The sequence below is a fragment of the Flavobacterium granuli genome, assembly GCF_900129705.1.
Lineage (GTDB): Bacteria > Bacteroidota > Bacteroidia > Flavobacteriales > Flavobacteriaceae > Flavobacterium > Flavobacterium granuli.
Window position 1 is genome coordinate 376,147 of record NZ_FQWO01000002.1, and the last position, 21,016, is coordinate 397,162.

The following is a 21,016-nucleotide window of genomic DNA, read 5'->3' on the forward strand; positions in this document are numbered from 1 at the left end:
TAAAAGAAAAATGGAATTAGACGAGAAAAAATATTTATACCTGCTTTTTATATTGCCATTGATGGTGCTTTTGTTCTTGTTCAATTTATATTGGAAAAGAAAAAAGCAACGTGAATTTGGGGATTTGGATTTAATAAAAAAATTAAGTCCAGAGCGTTCTGTTTTTAAGCCTGTTTTCAAATTGATTGTGATTCTTTTGGCTATGGCGGGTTTAATTTTGGGATTGGTAAATCCTAAAATTGGAACCAAAATGGAAACGGTAAAACGCGAGGGAATCGACATCGTTTTTGCGATGGATGTTTCCAAGAGTATGCTTGCCGAGGATATTGCCCCGAGCCGATTAGAAAAAAGCAAACAAATTGTTTCGCAAATCATCAACCAGCTAGGCAATGACCGAATAGGAATTGTGGCTTATGCCGGAAGTGCTTTCCCTGTGTTGCCTATAACGACGGATTATAGTGTGGCCAAAATGTTCCTGCAAAGTATGAATACCGGAATGGTTTCATCTCAAGGAACATCATTGGATGAGGCTATAAAATTATCGGCGACTTATTTTGACGATAAAAGTAAAACCAGCAAATTATTGATTTTGATTTCAGATGGTGAAGATCATTCGGAAGGTGCTCAAGCAGCGGCAGAAGAAGCCAATGCGCAAGGAATGCGAATCATAACTATAGGAGTTGGTACTGAAAAAGGAGGAACCATTCCTTTGAAAAGAGACGGAATCGTTGAAAGTTATCAAAGAGATAATAATGGCGAAGTGGTTGTGACAAAATTAAACCAGGCCAGTCTGGTAGCGATTGCCAAAGCCACAAAAGGAGGTTATGTTGACGGGAGTAATACCAAAGAAGTTTTGGAATATGTAAAAAACACTTTGGATAAAATCCAAAAAACGGAGTTTGAAGCTACACAAATGGCCGATTTTCAATCGCAGTTTCAATGGTTTCTAGGATTTGGATTTGTTTTGTTATTCTTGGATCTCTTTTTATTAGAAAGAAAAACAAGCTGGGTGAAGAGGTTGAATTTATTTAACGATGAAAAGTAAATGTCGATTCCATCAAAAGGCTTGCTTTGATGGATTAACATAATTTAATAAAAATGAAAAATTTTAAAATAAATCTATTTTGCTTTTTGGCGCTTCTTTTTTTAGGGCTGGGGAATATATTTGCCCAGGAAAAGGATAAAAATTTACCAGAGGCGAATGCAGAATATGCTCAAAATAAATTTGTTGATGCGGAGGCCAATTACAGGATTTCTAACTCTAAATTTCCAAATAGAAGTGTTGCTACTTATAATTTAGGGAATACAATATACAGACAAAATCAAGTTGGCGAAGCTAAATTAGCCTATGCAAAAGCGATTGAGAATAGTAAAACAAGACCTGAAAAACACAAAGCCTTTCATAATCTGGGCAATGTTTTTATGAAAGAAAAAAATTATACAGAAGCCGTAGCGGCTTATAAAAATGCGCTTCGTAACGATCCTTCCGATGAAGAAACGAGGTATAATTATGCTTTGGCCAAAAAGTTGTTGAAGGAAAACCCTCCAAAAGACGATAAAAATATGGACAAAGACAAAAAAGACAAGGATAAGAAGAACGATAAAAAGGACGGGGAGAAGGACAAAAAGGACGATAAAGGAGACAAGGATAAAGATAAGAAAGACGATAAAGGGGATAAGGATAAGAAAGACGGCAAAGACAAAAACGATAAGCCTAAAGATGAAGGGGAACCAAAACCGATGCCCGGAGGAATTTCCAAACAAAGATTAGAAAGTCTTTTGGATGCTGTAAACAATGAAGAAAAGAAAATTCAAAATAAAGTCAATGCCCAAAAAGTAAAAGGAAAGCCAACTAAAACAGAGAAAGATTGGTAAATTTTTTAAAGGATTTTCCAATGAGATACTGTGTAATAGATACTAGACAATTAGAATTTTTAAAATAACAACATAAATATGCTCCGTTTTTGACACCTTCACTTTTGAGAGGGTTGGGGAGAGGAAAAAAAAATGAAAAGACATTTAATTTTATTACTGTTAAGTTTTCAAGGACTTTTGGCTCAAGTGCAATTTGAAGCTAAAGTAAGCAAAACCACGCTGGGATTGAACGAAAGGCTACAAGTAGATTTTTTCATGAATATTGATGGAGATAATTTTAATGAACCTTCTTTTGATGGGTTTAGGGTTGTAGGAGGGCCAATGCAGCAAGTAAGTCAGTCATGGGTAAATGGAAGGAGTTCTTTTGAAAAAGTGTACACTTATTATCTTTTGCCTAATCAAAAAGGAAGTTTAGTCATCAAGCAGGCTACTATTGAATATAATGGGAGAGTATATAAAACTTCGCCCATAAAAATTAATGTTACTGCAGCTGTTGAACTGCCAAAGGATCCAAATGATATCAGTATTTCTGCAGACAACAATATTTATCTCGTTGCCGATATTTCTAAAACAAATCCCTATATCAACGAGCCTATTACGGTAGTTTATAAATTATATTTCAGTTATAATATTGGGATAACGAATTGGAGGGAACTCAATAAGCCGAAGTATAATGATTTTTGGAGTCAAAATATTGACATCAAGAAACTTGTTGCTGAGGAAGGCATGTTCAAAGGCGAGAAATACAGGTATGTGGTTTTAAGAAAAACAGTACTGTATCCTCAAAAATCAGGAAAGCTGGAGATAGAACCGCTGTCTTTGGATATAGACGTTCAATTACCAACCAATCGCAGGAATATGTTTGGGCAAATGGTATTGAAAGAAGATAGTAAAAGGGTTTCAGCCGGTGCAAAAACCATTGCAGTTAGAGCATTACCCGAAGCGGGAAAACCAGCTGATTTTTCGGGAGCTGTAGGAAATTTTGACTTTAAAGTGACTCCTAGTAAAACCAATCTTAAAAACGGAGAAAGCCTTGATCTAGTGGTGAGCGTCAGCGGTAAAGGGAATATGAAATTATTTAATTTACCAAAACCGGTAGTTCCTAATGCATTAGAAATGTATGATGCAGTTCATAACGAACAGGTAAATACGTCACTGGCCGGAATGAGCGGAAAAATCTCGGATAGTTATACCATTATACCGCAATACAAAGGGAATTATCCTATTAAACCGATGCAGTTCTCTTATTTTGATTTGGGATCCGGAACCTATAAGACACTCAGTTCTGCCGAGATAATGATCAACGTTCTTGACGGACCTACAGACACAAGGGCGGTTGCTAGTGCTAATCCTGATAAAAATAAAATTACGAGTAACGAACAATTTAAATTCATTAAACTGAAAACGGATCTTGTTCCGGTTGCCGAGAATGATTTTTTTGGGTCTAATTTATATCTGGGATTATTATTTGCGCCATTTTTGATATTGCCGTTAATTGTATTGTTCAAGAATAAAAAAGAGGCCATTGATGGGGATATTGTTGGGAATAGAATTAAGATGAATAATAAATTAGCCAAGAAATATTTATCGGAGGCCAAAAAACAAATCAACAATAAAGAACCATTTTATGTTGCGCTTGAAAAAGCAATGCACAATTTCTTGAAGGCCAAGTTGCATATAGAAACCTCAGAAATGAGCAAGGATAATATCAAGGAATTGCTGTTGAACAGAAATGCAAAACCAGAAGCGGTGAATGATTTTATTGCTCTTACTGAGAATTGCGAAGTGGCCCGATATGCGCCTTCGTCAACGGCAACAATCCAGCAGGATTTTGACAAAGCGGTTTTGATTATTTCTGAACTAGAAAAACAGATATAATTTTAGACTTATAAATGGCAAGTGGACAATTTATGACTAATAAAATGAAAAATATACTTTATATATTATTACTGACAACCCAAGTTTTCTTTGCTCAAAATGGCTTTGAAAGAGGGAATGATTTTTATAAAAACGCAAAATACGAACAGGCAGTTGAAGCCTATGAAAGTGTTTTGAATATCGACAAACAACAATCGGCAGAATTGTTTTTTAATTTAGGGAATTGCTATTACAGACTCAATAAGGTGGCTCCGGCAATCTATAACTACGAAAAAGCGTTGACATTCAGTCCAAACGACAGCGAAATACTAAACAACCTGAAATTTGCCCAAAAAAGAACCATCGATGAAATAAAAGTAATTCCAAAAGTAGGTTTTGGCAAGCTGCTGCGTGATTTTACGGGAATTTATCAATACAATACTTGGGGGTGGATTTCCATATCATTTTCGGTATTGTTTTTATTGTGTTTTTGTGGCTATTATTTTTCTCAAATTTCACTTTCTAAAAGAATTTTCTTCTTGGGAATGTTCCTGATGTTGTCACTGGTTCTTGTGAGTGTTGCGGCTGCGATTTTTGAAAAAAGCCATGCTAAAAACGAAAGACCTGCAGTGGTTTTTGCCGAAATGGTAGATATGAAAAGCGAACCGCAAAAACGAGCGGCTAATGTTTTCGTATTGCATGAAGGCACTAAAGTGTTCGTCAAAGAAACCTTGGACAGTTGGAAAAAAATTCAATTGACAGACGGTACCGAAGGCTGGATTGAAAGTAGTGCAATTAAGGAAGTGAAATAGCTTCTGTTCTTATGGTTGTAATAGATTACTTTTTCTTTGCCTCATCATACCATTTTTCGATCGAAGGAAAGATGAATCCCGCTGTTTTTTGAATCGGATTATAGAAAATGGAATTGTCTAGCGTTTCTTTTTTGGCTAAGAAGTTTTTGTAATTTATTTTTTCGAAAACGGTCAAAACTACACTGATAATCAGTACCGTTTTTAACAGGCGAAAGAAACCGCCACCTGCTTTATTGATCCAACCCAGATAGGCAAAATCGGCAAGATTGGTAAAGAATTTCCCCAACATATAAATACCAACAACCACTACAATAAAAGTAAGAATAAAAGCAGTTACCTGAACCGTATGAGGATTCCAGGAAACAAAACCCGAAAGCATTCCTTTGATAATCGATGAGAATTTGACCGCAAAATAAATTCCAGCCAATAGCGAGATTAGAGAAGCAATCTCAACAAAAAGGCCGTTGCGGATTCCTTTGTATAAAGCATAAGCAAGTAATCCTCCTAAAATAATATCCAAAAAACCCATTTTTTCGTTGTTTTAAATAAAACGGCAAATATAAAAGAATTATCAAACATCAGATGCCAATTTTCAAGTTAGTATCTTTGCTAAAATAATTCGATTCTTTTTTTGAAAAGCTACAATCAAAAATCGTTAATCTATAATTAAAAATCAAAATGTCAAGAGATACACAACTTAAAGAACGCTGGGAACAGCTTGTTACGATACTTTCCAATCAATTTTCACAAGGCGAAGATTTAGATTTGGACGCCATTATCTACTTAATAGGAGTTCAGGAATTGGGTAAAATTCACCGTGAATTTAAAAAAGACGAGAAATTAAACCTGATGCATATCGCCATTTGCCGATTATTAGAGCCTTATGGATTCTATGAATTTGAATTTTTTGACGAGGAAGGTTGGCCTCATTATAGGGTAAAAGAGGAATTACCACCTTTAAAAGCTGGGGAACAGTCGGTTTTAATGAAAGAAGCCATTGTTAGTTATTTCCTAGAAAAAGAACTTATAGATTAATTTAAGATTTATGAGGGCAGAATTTTGATTAAAGAACGGAAACTTTAAACTTTAAACTTTAAACCTGAAACAAATTTCCTAAATTTGCACTCTCAATTATTGGATGAAAATGATAGACAAGATAAAAGAATATATTGGTGAAGCACAAGCTTTCTCTACTCAAAACCCAGCCGAATTAGAAGCATTTAGAATCAAATTCCTGGGAAATAAAGGGATTTTGAAAGATTTTTTTGCCGAATTCAAGAACGTTCCTAATGAACAAAAAAAGGAATTTGGGCAAGTAATTAATCTGCTAAAAACTTCTGCCGAGGAAAAAGTTAAAGCCATACAGGAAGCTTTAGAAAGTAAAGAAGAATCAAAGGGTTTTTACGGTGATTTGACGCGTTCGTCAGAACCTATTTCTATTGGTTCCCGTCACCCTATTTCATTGGTAAAAAACCAAATTATCGATATCTTTTCAAACATTGGTTTTAATGTTTCTGAAGGTCCGGAAATCGAAGACGACTGGCATAACTTTACTGCATTGAATTTACCAGAATACCATCCGGCAAGAGATATGCAGGATACTTTTTTCATTCAAACAAACCCAGATATTTTGTTGCGCACGCATACATCGTCTGTTCAGGTGCGTTATATGGAAAATAATAAACCGCCTATTCGTACTATTTCTCCGGGAAGAGTTTTTAGAAACGAAGCCGTATCGTCCCGTTCTCACTGTATTTTTCATCAGGTAGAAGGATTGTATATTGATAAAGATGTTTCTTTTGCTGATTTGAAACAAACCTTGTTGTATTTTACCAAAGAGATGTTTGGCAAGTCAAAAATTCGTTTGCGCCCTTCTTATTTTCCTTTTACTGAACCAAGTGCCGAGGTGGATATTTATTGGGGTTTAAAAACAGAAACCGATTATAGAATCACCAAAGGAACAGGTTGGTTAGAAATTATGGGTTGCGGTATGGTTGATCCTAATGTGTTAAAAAACTGTGGTATTAATCCGGACGAATACAACGGTTTTGCTTTTGGAATGGGAATTGAGCGTATCGCCATGCTGTTATACCAAATTGGTGATATCCGAATGTTCTATGAAAATGATGTACGTTTCTTAGAGCAATTTAAGGCAAGCATTTAAAAATTCAATAAGCAAAATATTTAGTACAAAAATAATGAAATCCGATATTATCATCCCCGAAGTAGAAAATGTATTTGTAGCTACCGTTCAAGAATGGAGCGACGATTTCATGGAAAAAGTCTGGTACGCCTATTTAGTGAATGATAGCGATTTTCTTATCGAAGGTGTGATGGTCGTTTCTAAAGCTTTTGGAACCATGGATGGGGAAATGAAAAAAACCTCTCTTTTGCGTCACGCCTTTGTTGAAGTTCCTGCAGTTTCAGTGGTAAAAATTGAAATGATCGAAAAAAGTGTTTTGGCACTCAATAACGAGTTTTCAGTATCTTATTTCATAGGAAATAAAATGTACGATAAGAAATTTATTTTTAAAGCAAATAGCATTAACGAAGCGGAGACAGAAGAAGTGCCCATTTTATTCGTTGAAGGCATTATTGTAAGATAGAATATAGACTTTTAATATAAATTTAAAAACCGCTAATCTCCAGATTTCATCTGAGAATTAGCGGTTTTTTATGTAGGTTGATAGCTGAATTTAATCCAGTTTCTCTGTCAGTTCTTTAAAAATAGTTTTAGCTTCTTTTCCTTTATATAGAATTTCATAAACGGCATCTATAATTGGCGTTTTGGCACCATAACCTTGATTGAGTTTATAAGCACTGTTTGTCGCATAATAGCCTTCAGAGACCATGCTCATTTCCATCATGGCGCTTTTTACGGTATAGCCTTTACCAATCATATTTCCGAAGGTTCTGTTTCTTGAAAACAGAGAATAACCCGTTACCAATAAATCACCCAAATAAGCTGAATCATTGATGTTTCGCTTCATTTTGTGTACTTTTTTGATGAATTTTTTCATTTCTCGAATGGCATTACTCATCAACACAGCCTGAAAATTATCACCATAACCCAAACCGTGAGCAATTCCGGCAGCAATGGCGTAGATGTTTTTTAGCATGGCCGCATATTCGGTGCCTATAATGTCATCCGTTATTTTTGTTTTAATATAATTCCCGGACAAGTTTTTTGCCACTGTTGAGGCTTTTTGAGCATCGCCACAAGCAATTGTTAGATATGATAAACGCTCTAGAGCTACTTCTTCTGCATGGCATGGGCCAGTGATTACACCTATATTATAGTAAGGAATGTCATATTGAAAGTGGAAATGTTCACCAACAATCAGGCTGGTTTCTGGAACAATACCTTTGATTGCCGAAAAGATAATTTTGTCTTTCAACGAAACAGTCAATTTCTCCAATTCTCCATTTAAAAAAGCGGATGGTATTGCAAAAATAATGTAATCAGCATAAGCAACTGCTTCATTAATATCACTGGTGAGTTTTAACTTTTGAATATCAAATTCAACTGAACTCAGATAATTAGGATTGTGTTTGTGAAGTTTTATATGCTCAATTGCGGATTCATTACGCATATACCAAGAAACTTCGGAAAGATTTACGCATAACATTTTTGTGATTGCCGTTGCCCAACTTCCACCACCAATTACTGCAAATTTTAAATTTTCGGTCATTTTAGTATTAAATTTAATCAAAAGTACTTAAAAATGTACTAATGAGGCAAGAAAATAATGAAGGACTCTCAACATTTAGGTTGGTGAAAGTTTTAAAATTCAATTAAAAAAACATTTTTTTTATTTCTATACAATATTGTAGCTTTTGTTTCGTTGTAAGTTATTGTAAGTTAGTTATTTAATTAAATATGAGAATTGAATTAGTTAGTTTTGTTTTGGTGTTATGAAAAAGGCGTTCTAGAATAAATTCAGGAACGCCTTTTTATTTAAAATAAATTCTTCTTTTTTTGAATTAGTAACTCATTTCCACAATCGATTTTACTTTGTCTATAGTGATGTTTTGTCGCTCTCCAAGACCTTTCCAGCCTCTTTCTTCAAAACGGTTTACAATGAAGTCGGCCGTTTTGCTATAGTCTTCGGTATATTCAGATAATTTAGTTTGCATTCCCATTTTATGGAAAAATTCAACGGTTTTGTTGATGGCCTCATTTGCGATTTCGTCTTCTGTTCCTTCCAGATTAAAAATACGTTTTCCGTATTGAGCTAATTTTGCTTTTTTTGTTTCAAACATTACTTTGTACAAACTAGGAGCAATAATTGCCAATGTACGTGCATGATCGATTCCGTACAAAGCGGTTAATTCATGACCAATCATGTGTGTTGCCCAGTCGCTAGGAACTCCTTTTTGGATCAATCCGTTGAGAGCCATTGTACACGACCACATAAAGTTAGAGGCTAGTGCATAGTCTTTTGGATTTTCGACTACTTTGGGTCCTACCTCAATTAAGGTTTGTAAAATACCTTCGGCAATTCTATCTTGTAAATATCCTTCGTGTGGATGAGTTAAATATTGTTCCATTACATGGGTGTAAGCATCAACAACGCCATTTTGTAATTGTCTTTTTGGTAGAGATTCGATTACTGTTGGGTCACAAATAGAGAATTTTGGAAATAGGGCCGAACCACCAAAAGCTAATTTTTCTTGAGTGGCTTCAATCGTTACAACGGCTCCAGAATTCATCTCGCTGCCTGTAGCAGGTAACGTTAAGACCGTCCCAAAAGGCACTGCATTTTCTTTTATTAGAAGACGTTTTTGAAGAATATCGATAGGGTTTTCTTCAAAATTTACTGCGGCTGAGATAAATTTCACACCGTCAATCACAGAACCTCCACCAACAGCTAAAATAAAATCAATTTTTTGTTCTTTGATAATAGCTACTGCTTTCATCAAAGTCTCAAAATGGGGGTTGGGTTCTATACCGCTGAATTCCACTATTTCAAAACCTTTTAGATTGTTGATTACCTGCTCATAAATTCCATTTTTAAAAATGCTTCCTCCTCCATATGCTAAAAGGATTTTTGCACCTTGTGGGACTAGTGTTGGTAATTTTTCAATCTGCCCTTTTCCAAAAACTAAATTTGTAGGGTTGTATAATTCGAAGTTTAACATGTTTATTTTTTTACGTTTAATTGATTCAATAATTTTTGGGCAACTAGTTTAGATGAAGCCGGGTTTTGACCTGTAATCAATAAGCCATCTTCAACGGCATAAGGTTGCCAGTCAGCAGCTTTAGAATAGTTTGCGCCATTTGATTGCAAAGCATCTTCCAGTAAAAACGGAACTACTTTGGTTAAACCTACGGCTTCTTCTTCTGTATTAGAGAATCCGGTTACTTTTTTGCCTTTCACTAAAAAAGTGCCATTTACTTTCACATTTTTCAAAGCTCCGGGAGCATGACAAACAAAACCAACTGGTTTATTGTGTGTGTAAAAAGATTCAATTAAAGCGATTGAGGTCTTGTCTTCGGCTAAATCCCAAAGCGGACCGTGACCTCCCGGATAAAAAACCGCATCATAATCAGCTTGATTTACATCTGATAATTTTTTTGTGTTTTTTAGTTTTGAAAGAAGTACGGTGTCGTTATCGAATCTTTTGGTGTCTTCTGTTGCTGCTGATGGATCTTCGCTTTTTGGATCAATTGGCGGTTGCCCTCCTAGTGGCGTTGCAATATCAATTTGCACTCCTTTATCTGCTAGTGCGTAATAAGGCGCAGCTAATTCTTCGGTCCAAAATCCTGTTTTTTCTCCTGTGTTACCCAGTTTATCGTGACTTGTAACAACGAATAATACTTTTTTCATAGCTTTTTTATTTAGTTTTTGAGCAGTAGCTGTTAGGCAACTTGCAGTTAGTATTGTAATAGTAAGTAATGCAATTTTCTTCATGATTAATTTTTTTTTACAAATTTAGGGTGAATATGCCATCAGTAAAAATAATTTAAATTATGTTTGTGATAAATATATTTATATCATGGTCAACCTGGAATGGTACCGAACTTTTAAATCGGTTTATAAAAACGGGAATTTTTCTTTGGCCGCCAAGGAATTGTTTATCAGTCAACCGGCTGTAAGTCAGCAAATATCAATGTTGGAAGCACATGTAGGTTATAAACTTTTTAATCGAAAGTCGAAAGGTGTGGAGCCGACAGAATATGCTAAGTTACTCAATAATTTAATCATTGAGGCTTTAGATCGCCTGGAAAATGTTGAGAATGGTTTTAGAGCCAAAGCATTCAATGCTAATCGATTAATTTCTATTGGAATTTCAAAACATTTGATGAGCAGTATAGGAAGTACACTCGTTTCTAAATTTGAATTTATTGATTTTAGCTTTGATAATGACGATGCTCTTTTTGAATTAGTAGATTCTAAAAAACTGGATTTTGCCATTGTTAGCAAGAGATATGATACTTTTGATACAATTCAGAAGAAGCTGGGAGCAATCAAGCAAATTATTGTGGGCTCCACAAACATTGATGCGTCAGAATTGAAATCAAAAATTAAGAGTAAAGATTTTAACGCTATTGAACATTGGTTAAACGAACAAAAATGGTACAGTCCAGATGCCGGGATTCCGCATATCAAATTATTTTGGTTGCATGTTTTTAATAAAAAAAGACCTTCGATGATTCCGAATTATATTATTCCGTCTGAATATGAAATGTTGGGAATCCTTGCTAAAAATTCCGGTATTGCGGTAGTTTGGGATAGTAATGCAAAGCATTTTATTGAAGAGAAAAAGCTGCAATTGTTATGGAATAGCAAGCAAATGCCTCAAACGGAAATCTTTCTTTTATCGGGCAAAAGCGATAATTTTAATGCGGCTTTTCAGGAAATTGAAGCGGAATTACAGAAAGTATTGGCTTAATTACTTTTTGTAAAAATTATTGTGATCAATGTATTCCCAGACTTTTTGGGATAATAGCGGTTGTATGTTTTTGCCTTCTTTGATGCTCTTTCGAATAAAAGTAGAAGAGATTTCGACAATAGGAGCATCAATTAAATGAATTTTTGGATGGTTTTTTAAATCCAGATTTTCTGCTTCGGAAGAAATGCGAGGATAAACATAGATTTCATGATTTTGCAGAATCATTTCGTGATTTTTCCATTTGTGCAAAGACTTTAAATTGTCCTCTCCCATGATTAATGAAAAAATATGATTGGGGTATTTTTCTTCCAGATGAACTAAAGTGTTTACCGTATAATTAGGTTGCGATAGTTTGAATTCGATATCCGAAGGTTTCAATTTCGGAAAATCTTCTGTCGCCAGATGTACCATTTCCAGGCGATGGTAATCGTCGAGCAGGGTCTCTTTCTTTTTTAGCGGATTATGAGGTGTTACCACTAGCCATACCTGATCTAAATCGGCATTTTCAGCCATGTGATTGGCAATGATTAAATGTCCAACATGGATGGGGTTAAAAGTTCCAAAATAGAGACCTATTTTCATTTTTTAGGCATTAGATTTTAGGCAGGTTTTTTAACTTTTGCCTTATTTCACAAAATCCTTTACTAATTGATACGCTTCTTCCAGAGCAATATTTAGATCATAATTTTTTATGATGGTATCAAATTGTGGTGCTGTAGCCAGTTCAACTGATGCTTTGGCAATGCGCATATTGATTTTGTCATCACTTTCGGTGGAGCGTTCTTTGAGTCTTCTTTTTAGTTCATCAACACTAGGAGGTTTTACAAAAACGGCTAATGTCTGCTCAGGAAATTTATGTTTGATTCGTAATCCTCCGGCTACATCAATATCAAAAATCACGTTTTTTCCTTTGGCCCAGATGCGTTCTACTTCGCTTTTCAGCGTTCCGTAAAAGTTATCGCGGTACACTTCTTCCCACTCCAAAAAATCATCGTTCTTGATGTGTTTTTTGAATTCCTCAGTCGAAATGAAATAATAATCTTTCCCATTTACTTCTTCTCCTCTTGGATCACGGGATGCTGCTGAAATGGAAAATTCTAAATTTAGATCTTCCTTGCTTAATAAATGTCTTACTATGGTAGTTTTTCCAGATCCCGAAGGTGCTGAGAATACGATTAATTTTCCGCCTTTATTCATTTGTTATTCTTTTTTAGGAGCGACACATCGCTTCTCTGCTACAATACGTTTAAAACCTGTTCTTTAATTTTTTCCAATTCGTCTTTCATCATCACGACTAATTTTTGCATTTGCGCATGATTGGATTTCGATCCCATGGTATTGATTTCGCGTCCCATTTCTTGGGTGATAAAACCAAGTTTTCTACCATTAGCTTCTGTTCCGTTGATGGTTTCCAGGAAATAATCCAAGTGATTTGTCAAACGTACTTTTTCTTCTGTAATGTCAAGTTTTTCCAGATAATAGATCAATTCCTGTTCGAAACGATTTTCATCCACATTTACTTTCAATTCTTCAATTGCAGTTTGTAAACGGTCTTTTATGGCTTGAACGCGTTCGGGATCAAGTGCCAATGCTTCGGTCATATAGTGACGAATATTTCCTATACGCAACTGAAATTCTTTTTCAAGTGACATCCCTTCATCTCTTCTGAAATTAAGAATGTTATTCAAACTCTCTTCAATCACTTTTTTAATTTCGGCCCAATCATTTTCGTCAATTTCGTCACGCTCAATTTTCATCGTATCGGGCATGCGAACAGCCATTTTCATCAATTCGGTTTCATCGGCATCAGCATAAACTTCTCTCAATTGGTTGATGTAAGCTTTTACTATTGGCACATTGACCTTGGTGGTGGTTTGTTCAGCGGTACTTTCGATAAAAATAGAAAAGTCAATTTTTCCTCTTTCGAGCGTTGATGCAATTTGGGTTCTTAGGCCTAATTCCATTTCACGGTAAAGCGAAGGCATTCTTACATTAAGATCTAAACCTTTACTGTTTAAGGATTTTATTTCGACCGTTATTTTTTTGGTTGGTAATTGTAAAGTGGCTTTACCAAAACCCGTCATTGATTGTATCATATTATTTTCTAAAAGAGGTCAAAGATAATAAAAAATTCGCCCTTAGCCCTAAAGGAAGCATTCTCCTGATTTTATTCGGCTTATTTGAAGAATTAGGAGAAGAAGTCACTAAATAAACTCCGATGAAAATTAAAATGGCGGAAACTATTTTTACCAAATCGAGTTTGTCTTTTCCTAAACTGATAGCAAATATGGTAGCGAACAAAGGCTGAAGGTAAATGAAAACAGCAACTGTGGTTGGTTTTAATTCTTTCATTGTAAGTAAGTTTAACAAATACGTCAGAAAGGTCGAAACCACAACAACAAAACCTATTTTCCAGTAAATTAGTGTTGGTATTAAGATCCATTGGGCTGTGGTCAATTGGCTCCAGCCAAAGGGTAAAACCATAATTAGTCCAAAGCTGTAGATCCATTTTACAAAGGTAAACGCATTGTATTTCTCCATTAACTTTTTAACGATAATCAGGTAAAAACCATAAGAAATAGCATTAACTAAAACCAGAAAATTCCCAAAACCCCCATGGGTGGTGCTTCCTATGGATTTGCCGTAAAGAATTAGGAATGCCGTTCCTATCAAGCCTAAGATGATTCCGGAAACCATTCGCTTTTTCATAGGTTCTTTCATGATAATGGCCGAAAGCACTAAAACAATCATAGGAGTTGAAACCATAATTACCGCTGCCGAAATGGGAGAAGTAAGACTCAATCCTTTGAAGAAAGTCAGCATATTGAAGGCTACACCAAAGAAGGCGGCGGCGATGATTCTCGGAAAATCATTCAGGGCTATTTTTTCCTTTGGCATAAAAAACCAAAATAGCCAAAACAGTAGTGTTGTTCCACCTACACGTAATAAAATAAAGCCATAAGCATCAATGTATTGAGGCATGACATCCTTGGCAATGGTAAAAGTGAGGCCATAAATAACAGAAACAAGAGTAGCTCCCAGCAGGGCTATGTTTTTTTTAGACATTAGCTCAATGCTTTCATTACTTGAAGCATGTTTTGCTGGCTTCCGCCAATGTAAACCTTGTTATCAATGACAAAAACGGGTCTGCTCAAGAAAGTATAATGTTCTAAAATATAATTTTTGTAATCTTCTTCGGTTAAGGATTTGTCCTTTAAATTCATCGATTTGTACAGCTGGGCTTTTTTGCTGAATAAGCTTTCATAGCTACCGGCGAGTTGGTGCATTTCTTCGAGTTCCTCTAATGTAAGTGAATCTTGTTTGATATCACGAAAAACAAGATTATGTCCTTTAGGTAAAGATTTTATGATTTTTCGACAAGTGTCGCAGGAGGCGATATAATAGATTTTGTTCATGGTGTTTTGTGTTTTCTTTATGCAAAGAAAATTCATTTGATGCTGAAAATGATTAATTTTATAAAAAAAATAAAATTACAGTAAATGGATCAAACATTTGAAATTACCAAATCAAGCAGGGAAGCCTTGTCTCAATTTCTGCAACGATATACTTTGGAACAATTAAATAAGATTCCGGAAGGCTATAGCAACAATTTGATTTGGAATATAGGACACATAGTGGTAGTGCAGCAAATGCTGGTTTATAAATTGTCGGGTTTGCCGATGATGATTTCGGACGAAATGGTCAATAGATACAAGAAAGGAACGGCGCCAGTTCAGGATGCAACCCAAGCCGATGTTGATGAAATAAAGGAACTTCTTTTTGAGACAATTCATCAAACGCAAAAGGATTTGGATAATAAAATATTCAAAAATTTTCAGGAATTTACCACCATGACCGGCTTTGCCGTAAAAAATGCAGAAGATGCCATTTCATTTAACATTTACCATGAAGCGGTTCATACAGGAATTATGATGGGTTTACGAAAGTTTGTGTAATAGCAACTAAAGGGCAATTGCTTGTTTAGAATAAATTAAAGGGTAATTTTGTCAAACTTATTTGCAATTAAAAATTAAGAGATATGAAATTCAATACTAAAACAATTCACGGAGGACAACATCACGATCCAAGTACAGGAGCTGTAATGCCGCCGGTTTATCAAACGTCAACATTTGTACAAAAAAGCCCCGGACAGCCTATAAATCCAGATTATGAATATAGCAGGGCTGCAAATCCTACCCGATCTGCACTTGAAAATGCACTGGCAAGTATTGAAAATGGAGTGAGAGGATTGGCTTTTTCATCAGGATTAGCAGCAACAGATTGCTTGTTGCGCTCTTTCAAAGCCGGAGATGAAATCATTGCTATGGATGATTTGTATGGTGGGACTTATAGAATGTTTACTAAAATCTATAAAGATTCAGGGATTAAATTTCATTTTGAGGATATGAATGATATGGAGAAATTCCAGTCATTGATCAACAAAAACACTAAGTTGGTTTGGGTCGAAACTCCAACAAATCCTCTGATGAAATTGGCAGATATTAGAGAAATTGCCAAAATCACCAAGGCAAACAATATTCTTTTTGCAGTTGATAATACTTTTGCGACACCTTATTTGCAAAATCCATTAGATTTAGGTGCTGATGTGGTGATGCATTCTGCGACGAAATATCTTTCGGGACATTCTGATGTTATTGCAGGGGCATTAATCGTAAAAGACGAAGCATTAGGAGAGCAGTTGCATTTTCAACAATTTGCCACAGGAGCTACCCTTGGGCCAATGGACAGTTTTCTTGTGCTAAGAGGTATAAAAACCCTGCATTTAAGAATGCAAAGACATTGTGAAAACGGTGCAAAAGTGGTGGATTTTTTAAACAATCATCCTAAAATCAAAACGGTTTATTATCCGGGATTAGCCAGTCATCCGTTTCATGAAATTGCAAAGAAACAAATGAGTGATTTTGGAGGAATGGTTTCTTTCACGTTTGTATCGGGTAAAAAAGAGGATTCTATTGATTTTCTTGAAAAACTTAGGGTGTTCACCTTGGCCGAATCTCTTGGAGGAGTGGAATCATTGGCAAACCATCCGGCTTTGATGACTCATGCGTCGATTCCGGAAGATAAAAGAAAAGAAATAGGAATTACTGATGATTTGGTTCGATTGAGTGTAGGTATAGAAGACGCTGATGATTTGATTGAAGATTTAAAACAAGCATTGGCATAATATTAAAATACGGTATGTTATCAAAAATCCCGGTTCTACAACATTTAGAACCGGGATTTTTGTTTTTAAACTGATTTCAGTTTTGCTATTGCAGATAATAAATATAGCCAACATTGAACCAAACCAACCAGTCATTGGCCTTGTTTTCTTTGTAAATATCCGGATTCGGATTTAAGCCATCTACCCAGTTTGAAAAATAATATTGAAAGCGTAAATCCACCATTAAATCTTGCAAAGGTGTTAGTTTGTAACGGGTTCCCACACTAGAAATGACTGACCAGACCGTGCCGGTTTCGGTTGAGAATCCGTAAGGACGGCCATCGGTTGGAGTGAGGTATTTTGGGAATGTGGTTAAGGGGGTTCCTAATGGTCCCATTGTCGAGGATACTTTGGCATCGTATTGGCTAAATTGTCCCCCAAGGCTTATAAAGGGCCCTAAACTTCCTATTCTGGAAGTGAAATCGCGAATACTAAGAGGAAAATATTCTAATTGCATCCCAATATTAGCAACGGCAGTACTTCCTCTCATGGCTCTTAATTGATCTGCTCCCATGCCGGTATGATCCGGGGCTACCCATTGACCAAAATGTTCTAAATTAGTTTTATTGTAGGATAGTTCACTTCTTAATTTAAAGTGATCGTTAAAATAGGTTTCTGGAACATAGCAATTACATTCTGCTTTGTACGAAAAATTAATATAATGAATCAAGCCTATGCCGACACCTGTGTTTCCTGCATTTGTATCAAGGTTGTAACGTTCCCCATAATCGGATTGAAAAGCTACTGGACCAGCAATAATCCCTACTTCGTGCGAAAATCCAAATTGCGCATTTGTTTTATTTGAAAATCCCAAAAAAACAAATAAAGCGAGGGTGATGTACTTTAGCATTTTCAGTTACAATTTCAAGTAATAACAAATATATGAAAAACATCGATGCCTAATTGAAATTAAAATTAAAAATAATGAGTCAAATTCTCTTTTATTTGTGAAAATTATAGCAATTCTAGTTTAAAAGCCAGTTTAAAAACGGATTTCTTCAAAATTGCTTAATAAAAAGATAATTCTGTAAAGAAGATAAAAAAAAAGATTCAATAATTTGTAGAAAATGTATATTTGTACTAGCTAACGAAAACGTTTTCTTAATTAATTAGTTGTTACTTATGTTACTAAAAATAAATGATTTTATGGCTCAAGTTGAAGCCAAGAATCCAAATGAACCGGAATTTATTCAAGCAGTTAGAGAATTTGCCGAAACGGTGATTCCATTTATTGCGACTCAAAAAAAATATGACGGAAAAAATTTGCTTTTAAGAATGGCTGAGCCAGAGCGTTCCGTTATTTTTCGTGTTCCATGGGTAGATGATAAAGGTGAAATTCAGGTAAATAGAGGGTTTAGAATCCAAATGAATTCAGCAATTGGACCTTACAAAGGAGGAATTCGTTTTCATCATACCGTAAATTTATCGGTTTTGAAGTTTTTGGCTTTCGAACAAGTATTTAAAAATAGTCTGACCACTTTGCCGATGGGTGGAGGTAAAGGAGGATCAGATTTTGATCCTGAGGGAAAAACGGATGCTGAAGTAATGCGTTTTTGTCAGTCTTTCATGACGGAATTATGCAGGCATATTGGTCCACAATTAGACGTTCCTGCAGGAGATATTGGAGTTGGAGCAAGAGAAATTGGCTATTTATTTGGTCAATATAAGAGGATAAAAAATGAGTTTACCGGAGTTTTAACCGGTAAAGGATTGGCATATGGTGGATCTTTGATCAGACCGGAAGCTACAGGTTATGGAGTGGTTTATTTTACCGAACAAATGTTGCAGACTATTGGTCATACCATTAAAGGTAAAACGGTATCCATTTCAGGATTTGGTAATGTGGCCTGGGGAGTTGCTTTAAAAGTGAATGATCTTGGAGGAAAAATAGTTACTATTTCTGGCCCTGACGGTTACATTTATGACGAAGAAGGAATCTCGGGAGATAAAATTGAATTTATGCTCGAAATGAGGGCTAGAGGAGACAATAGAGTTGAATCTTATTTAGAGAAATATCCAAAAGCAGTTTTCCATAAAGGAAAAAGTGTTTGGGAGGTTAAAGTTGATGTTGCAATTCCTTGTGCAACTCAAAATGAGTTGAATGAAGAAGATGCAAAAAAATTAATTGCTAACGGAGTTATCTGTGTTACGGAAGCGGCTAATATGCCAAGTACATTAGGAGCAATTAAAGAATTCTTGAATGCCAAAGTACTTTTTGCTCCGGGAAAAGCGGCCAATGCAGGAGGTGTTGCGGCTTCAGGATTAGAAATGACACAAAACTCTATTCGATTGAACTGGACCAGTGAAGAAGTAGATTCCCGATTGAAAGAAATCATGACAGGGATACACAATCAATGTAAAAAATATGGTACCGAAGAAAGTGGTTATGTAAACTATGTTAAGGGCGCTAATATTGCCGGTTTTGTAAAAGTTGCTGATGCAATGCTAGCTCAAGGAGTAGTATAAAATAATTTTATATCGCATTTAAAGAATGCCTTCTGTCATCATTTTGACAGAAGGTTTTTTTTTGTTTGTTTAATGGATTAAGATATAAATCACCTTGATGAGTCATACAATGTCATTCGTTTCGCTTTGCGATAGAGAATATTGATTTATCGCTAATCAGATTCGGATTTAATGAAAAATAAACAAGGATTAGTGGCTTTTTATTGAAATTTAAGGAGTGAGTGTTTTGCTTTTATTACGAAATTCATAATATTCCCTATTTGAATTTTGCTTTAAAATAAATTTGATAGTGCTTATTTAATGAATAGGGAATTCTTTGGGCAAAACTAAAAAAAAAGTGTCAGTGCTTTTATTGTGCCGTATCTTTGTGAACCTGAACAATGACTCATTTTTGAATGTTTATAATCTAAATTATCATGTCGCAAAGCATTACTACTTTTATAGAAGAGGTTGCCAAGAATAACCCAAATGAACCAGAATTTATGCAAGCTGTAGCAGAGGTGGCTGAAGCTGTAATTCCTTTTATTGAAAAAAATAAAAAATACCAAAATAAAATGCTTTTGGAGCGAATGGTCGAGGCAGAACGGATCATAATTTTTCGAGTGCCTTGGATTGATGATCAGGGACGAACTCAGGTAAATAGAGGATATCGCATTCAGATGAACTCGGCGATCGGGCCATACAAAGGAGGGATTCGTTTTCATCCTACGGTGAATTTAAGTATTTTGAAGTTTTTGGCTTTTGAACAAACGTTCAAAAATAGTTTAACCACTTTGCCAATGGGTGGCGGTAAAGGAGGATCTAATTTTGATCCAAAAGGAAAATCAGATATTGAGGTGATGCGTTTTTGCCAAAGTTTTATGAACGAATTGTGCCGACACATTGGTGCCGATACAGATGTTCCTGCGGGAGATATTGGTGTTGGAGGAAGAGAAGTGGGGTATATGTTTGGTCAGTATAAAAAAATCAGAAACGAATTTACAGGAGTTTTAACCGGTAAGGGAATTTCTTTCGGAGGTTCGTTAATCAGGCCAGAATCTACAGGATACGGCACGGTGTATTTTGCTCAAAGTATGTTGGCCACAAAAGGGGATGATTTTAAAGGCAAAACGGTGGTGATTTCAGGTTCTGGGAATGTAGCCCAATATGCAACCGAAAAAGTGAATGAATTAGGAGGAAAAGTAGTGGCTCTTTCAGATTCTTTGGGGTATATGTACGATGCGGACGGAATTGATTCGGAGAAATTGGCTTATATTATGGAATTAAAAAATGAGCTAAGAGGAAAACTAAGTGATTATGTCATCAAATATCCAAATGCGAAATATGTTTATGATGAGCGTCCTTGGGGAATAAAATGCGATGTTGCCCTGCCTTGTGCAACCCAAAACGAATTGGATGAAGGGGATGCCAAAATCTTAATCGAGAACGGATGCATATGTGTTGCTGAAGGCGCAAATATGCCATCTACCCCGGAAGCGGTTGTTGTTTTTCAAGACGCAAAAATATTATACGCTCCGGGAAAAGCGGCCAATGCCGGCGGAGTTACGACTTCAGGTCTGGAGATGTCTCAAAATTCATTAAGACTAAAATGGTCTTCCAAAAAAGTAGATGAACGATTAAAAGAAATTATGTGCGACATTCACACTTCTTGTGTGAAATACGGTACAGATGAAACGGGACATGTAGACTATGTAAAAGGAGCAAACATTGCCGGTTTTGTAAAAGTAGCCGATGCCATGCTGGCGCAAGGAGTGGTCTAATCTTTGTTTTAAAATTTATAAAGCCTTCTGCGGTTCCTGAATTTCGGGATTGCAGAAGGTTTCTCTTTTGGAATAAAACAAAAAACAGAGTACTTTAGTTTGTCGTATATTTGCGGCAAAATAGG

At 35.7% G+C, this 21,016-nt stretch carries 22 protein-coding genes; 12 read left to right on the plus strand and 10 right to left on the minus strand.

Annotated elements, in window-relative coordinates; translation table 11 throughout:
• Positions 1–10 precede the first annotated feature (10 nt).
• The 4 genes from BUB25_RS04580 (at position 11) to BUB25_RS04595 (ending at position 4,544) form a co-directional block, all read left to right on the plus strand.
• Positions 11–1,045, plus strand: coding sequence for a vWA domain-containing protein (locus BUB25_RS04580; RefSeq protein WP_072940702.1), 1,035 nt, complete (start codon positions 11–13; stop codon positions 1,043–1,045).
• Positions 1,046–1,098: 53 nt separating this feature from the next.
• A complete protein-coding gene (locus BUB25_RS04585) occupies positions 1,099–1,875 on the plus strand; it encodes a tetratricopeptide repeat protein (protein WP_072940705.1) in 777 nt (258 codons plus the stop codon).
• Between the two features lie 132 nt (positions 1,876–2,007).
• Positions 2,008–3,753 (plus strand): BatD family protein, encoded by a 1,746-nt coding sequence (locus BUB25_RS04590; RefSeq protein ID WP_072940707.1) that lies wholly within the window; start codon positions 2,008–2,010, stop codon positions 3,751–3,753.
• A gap of 44 nt (positions 3,754–3,797) precedes the next feature.
• Positions 3,798–4,544, plus strand: a complete 747-nt coding sequence (locus BUB25_RS04595; RefSeq protein WP_072941065.1) for a tetratricopeptide repeat protein — start codon at positions 3,798–3,800, stop codon at positions 4,542–4,544.
• Between the two features lie 25 nt (positions 4,545–4,569).
• On the opposite strand, the gene BUB25_RS04600 is transcribed toward BUB25_RS04595, so the two are convergent.
• Positions 4,570–5,073, minus strand: coding sequence for a CvpA family protein (locus BUB25_RS04600; protein ID WP_072940710.1), 504 nt, complete (start codon positions 5,071–5,073; stop codon positions 4,570–4,572).
• Between the two features lie 149 nt (positions 5,074–5,222).
• On the opposite strand from BUB25_RS04600, the gene BUB25_RS04605 reads away from it, so the two are divergent.
• The 3 genes from BUB25_RS04605 to BUB25_RS04615 all read left to right on the plus strand — a co-directional run bounded on the left by BUB25_RS04605 (position 5,223) and on the right by BUB25_RS04615 (position 7,150).
• Positions 5,223–5,579, plus strand: coding sequence for a hypothetical protein (locus BUB25_RS04605; protein ID WP_072940713.1), 357 nt, complete (start codon positions 5,223–5,225; stop codon positions 5,577–5,579).
• Between the two features lie 109 nt (positions 5,580–5,688).
• Positions 5,689–6,708: a phenylalanine--tRNA ligase subunit alpha gene (pheS, locus tag BUB25_RS04610; protein ID WP_072941068.1), complete on the plus strand. Its 1,020-nt coding sequence runs from the start codon at positions 5,689–5,691 to the stop codon at positions 6,706–6,708.
• A 34-nt stretch (positions 6,709–6,742) separates the two neighbouring features.
• Positions 6,743–7,150 carry a hypothetical protein gene (locus BUB25_RS04615; protein ID WP_072940717.1) on the plus strand — a complete coding sequence of 136 codons (408 nt, stop codon included), beginning with the start codon at positions 6,743–6,745 and terminating at the stop codon, positions 7,148–7,150.
• A 90-nt stretch (positions 7,151–7,240) separates the two neighbouring features.
• Here the strand turns inward: BUB25_RS04615 and BUB25_RS04620 are convergent, their stop codons facing one another.
• From BUB25_RS04620 to BUB25_RS04630, 3 genes are all read right to left on the minus strand, one after another.
• Positions 7,241–8,236 carry an NAD(P)H-dependent glycerol-3-phosphate dehydrogenase gene (locus BUB25_RS04620; RefSeq protein WP_072940720.1) on the minus strand — a complete coding sequence of 332 codons (996 nt, stop codon included), beginning with the start codon at positions 8,234–8,236 and terminating at the stop codon, positions 7,241–7,243.
• 292 nt (positions 8,237–8,528) lie between these two features.
• Complete coding sequence (locus tag BUB25_RS04625; protein ID WP_072940722.1) at positions 8,529–9,686, minus strand: iron-containing alcohol dehydrogenase; 1,158 nt, start codon at positions 9,684–9,686, stop codon at positions 8,529–8,531.
• Positions 9,687–9,688: 2 nt separating this feature from the next.
• Complete coding sequence (locus tag BUB25_RS04630; protein ID WP_072940725.1) at positions 9,689–10,459, minus strand: type 1 glutamine amidotransferase domain-containing protein; 771 nt, start codon at positions 10,457–10,459, stop codon at positions 9,689–9,691.
• Positions 10,460–10,544: 85 nt separating this feature from the next.
• Between BUB25_RS04630 and BUB25_RS04635 the strand changes: the two genes are divergently transcribed.
• Positions 10,545–11,441, plus strand: a complete 897-nt coding sequence (locus BUB25_RS04635; protein WP_072940728.1) for a LysR family transcriptional regulator — start codon at positions 10,545–10,547, stop codon at positions 11,439–11,441.
• Here the strand turns inward: BUB25_RS04635 and nadD are convergent, their stop codons facing one another.
• The 5 genes from nadD to BUB25_RS04660 are packed head-to-tail and all read right to left on the minus strand — an operon-like array spanning position 11,442 to position 14,857.
• Positions 11,442–12,023 carry a nicotinate (nicotinamide) nucleotide adenylyltransferase gene (gene nadD, locus BUB25_RS04640; protein ID WP_072940731.1) on the minus strand — a complete coding sequence of 194 codons (582 nt, stop codon included), beginning with the start codon at positions 12,021–12,023 and terminating at the stop codon, positions 11,442–11,444.
• A gap of 42 nt (positions 12,024–12,065) precedes the next feature.
• Complete coding sequence (gene gmk / locus BUB25_RS04645) at positions 12,066–12,638, minus strand: guanylate kinase (protein ID WP_072940733.1); 573 nt, start codon at positions 12,636–12,638, stop codon at positions 12,066–12,068.
• Between the two features lie 38 nt (positions 12,639–12,676).
• Complete coding sequence (locus tag BUB25_RS04650) at positions 12,677–13,537, minus strand: YicC/YloC family endoribonuclease (protein WP_072940736.1); 861 nt, start codon at positions 13,535–13,537, stop codon at positions 12,677–12,679.
• Position 13,538: 1 nt separating this feature from the next.
• On the minus strand, positions 13,539–14,507 hold the full coding sequence (locus BUB25_RS04655; RefSeq protein ID WP_084089426.1) for a DMT family transporter: 969 nt from the start codon (positions 14,505–14,507) through the stop codon (positions 13,539–13,541).
• Complete coding sequence (locus BUB25_RS04660) at positions 14,507–14,857, minus strand: arsenate reductase family protein (RefSeq protein WP_072940739.1); 351 nt, start codon at positions 14,855–14,857, stop codon at positions 14,507–14,509. The genes BUB25_RS04655 and BUB25_RS04660 overlap by 1 nt, the downstream gene beginning before the upstream one ends.
• Positions 14,858–14,941: 84 nt before the next feature.
• On the opposite strand from BUB25_RS04660, the gene BUB25_RS04665 reads away from it, so the two are divergent.
• Together BUB25_RS04665 and BUB25_RS04670 are read left to right on the plus strand one after the other, a co-directional pair.
• Complete coding sequence (locus tag BUB25_RS04665) at positions 14,942–15,397, plus strand: DinB family protein (RefSeq protein WP_072940743.1); 456 nt, start codon at positions 14,942–14,944, stop codon at positions 15,395–15,397.
• A gap of 83 nt (positions 15,398–15,480) precedes the next feature.
• Positions 15,481–16,626 carry a cystathionine gamma-synthase gene (locus BUB25_RS04670; RefSeq protein ID WP_072940746.1) on the plus strand — a complete coding sequence of 382 codons (1,146 nt, stop codon included), beginning with the start codon at positions 15,481–15,483 and terminating at the stop codon, positions 16,624–16,626.
• A gap of 85 nt (positions 16,627–16,711) precedes the next feature.
• Here BUB25_RS04670 and BUB25_RS04675 read toward each other — a convergent pair whose 3' ends face one another.
• A complete protein-coding gene (locus BUB25_RS04675) occupies positions 16,712–17,515 on the minus strand; it encodes a THC0290_0291 family protein (protein WP_072940748.1) in 804 nt (267 codons plus the stop codon).
• 272 nt (positions 17,516–17,787) lie between these two features.
• On the opposite strand from BUB25_RS04675, the gene gdhA (BUB25_RS04680) reads away from it, so the two are divergent.
• Together gdhA (BUB25_RS04680) and gdhA (BUB25_RS04685) are read left to right on the plus strand one after the other, a co-directional pair.
• Entirely contained in the window at positions 17,788–19,131 is a 1,344-nt protein-coding gene (gene gdhA, locus BUB25_RS04680; protein ID WP_072940751.1) for an NADP-specific glutamate dehydrogenase, read from the plus strand.
• A gap of 416 nt (positions 19,132–19,547) precedes the next feature.
• On the plus strand, positions 19,548–20,891 hold the full coding sequence (gene gdhA, locus BUB25_RS04685; protein WP_072940754.1) for an NADP-specific glutamate dehydrogenase: 1,344 nt from the start codon (positions 19,548–19,550) through the stop codon (positions 20,889–20,891).
• Positions 20,892–21,016: the final 125 nt, after the last annotated feature.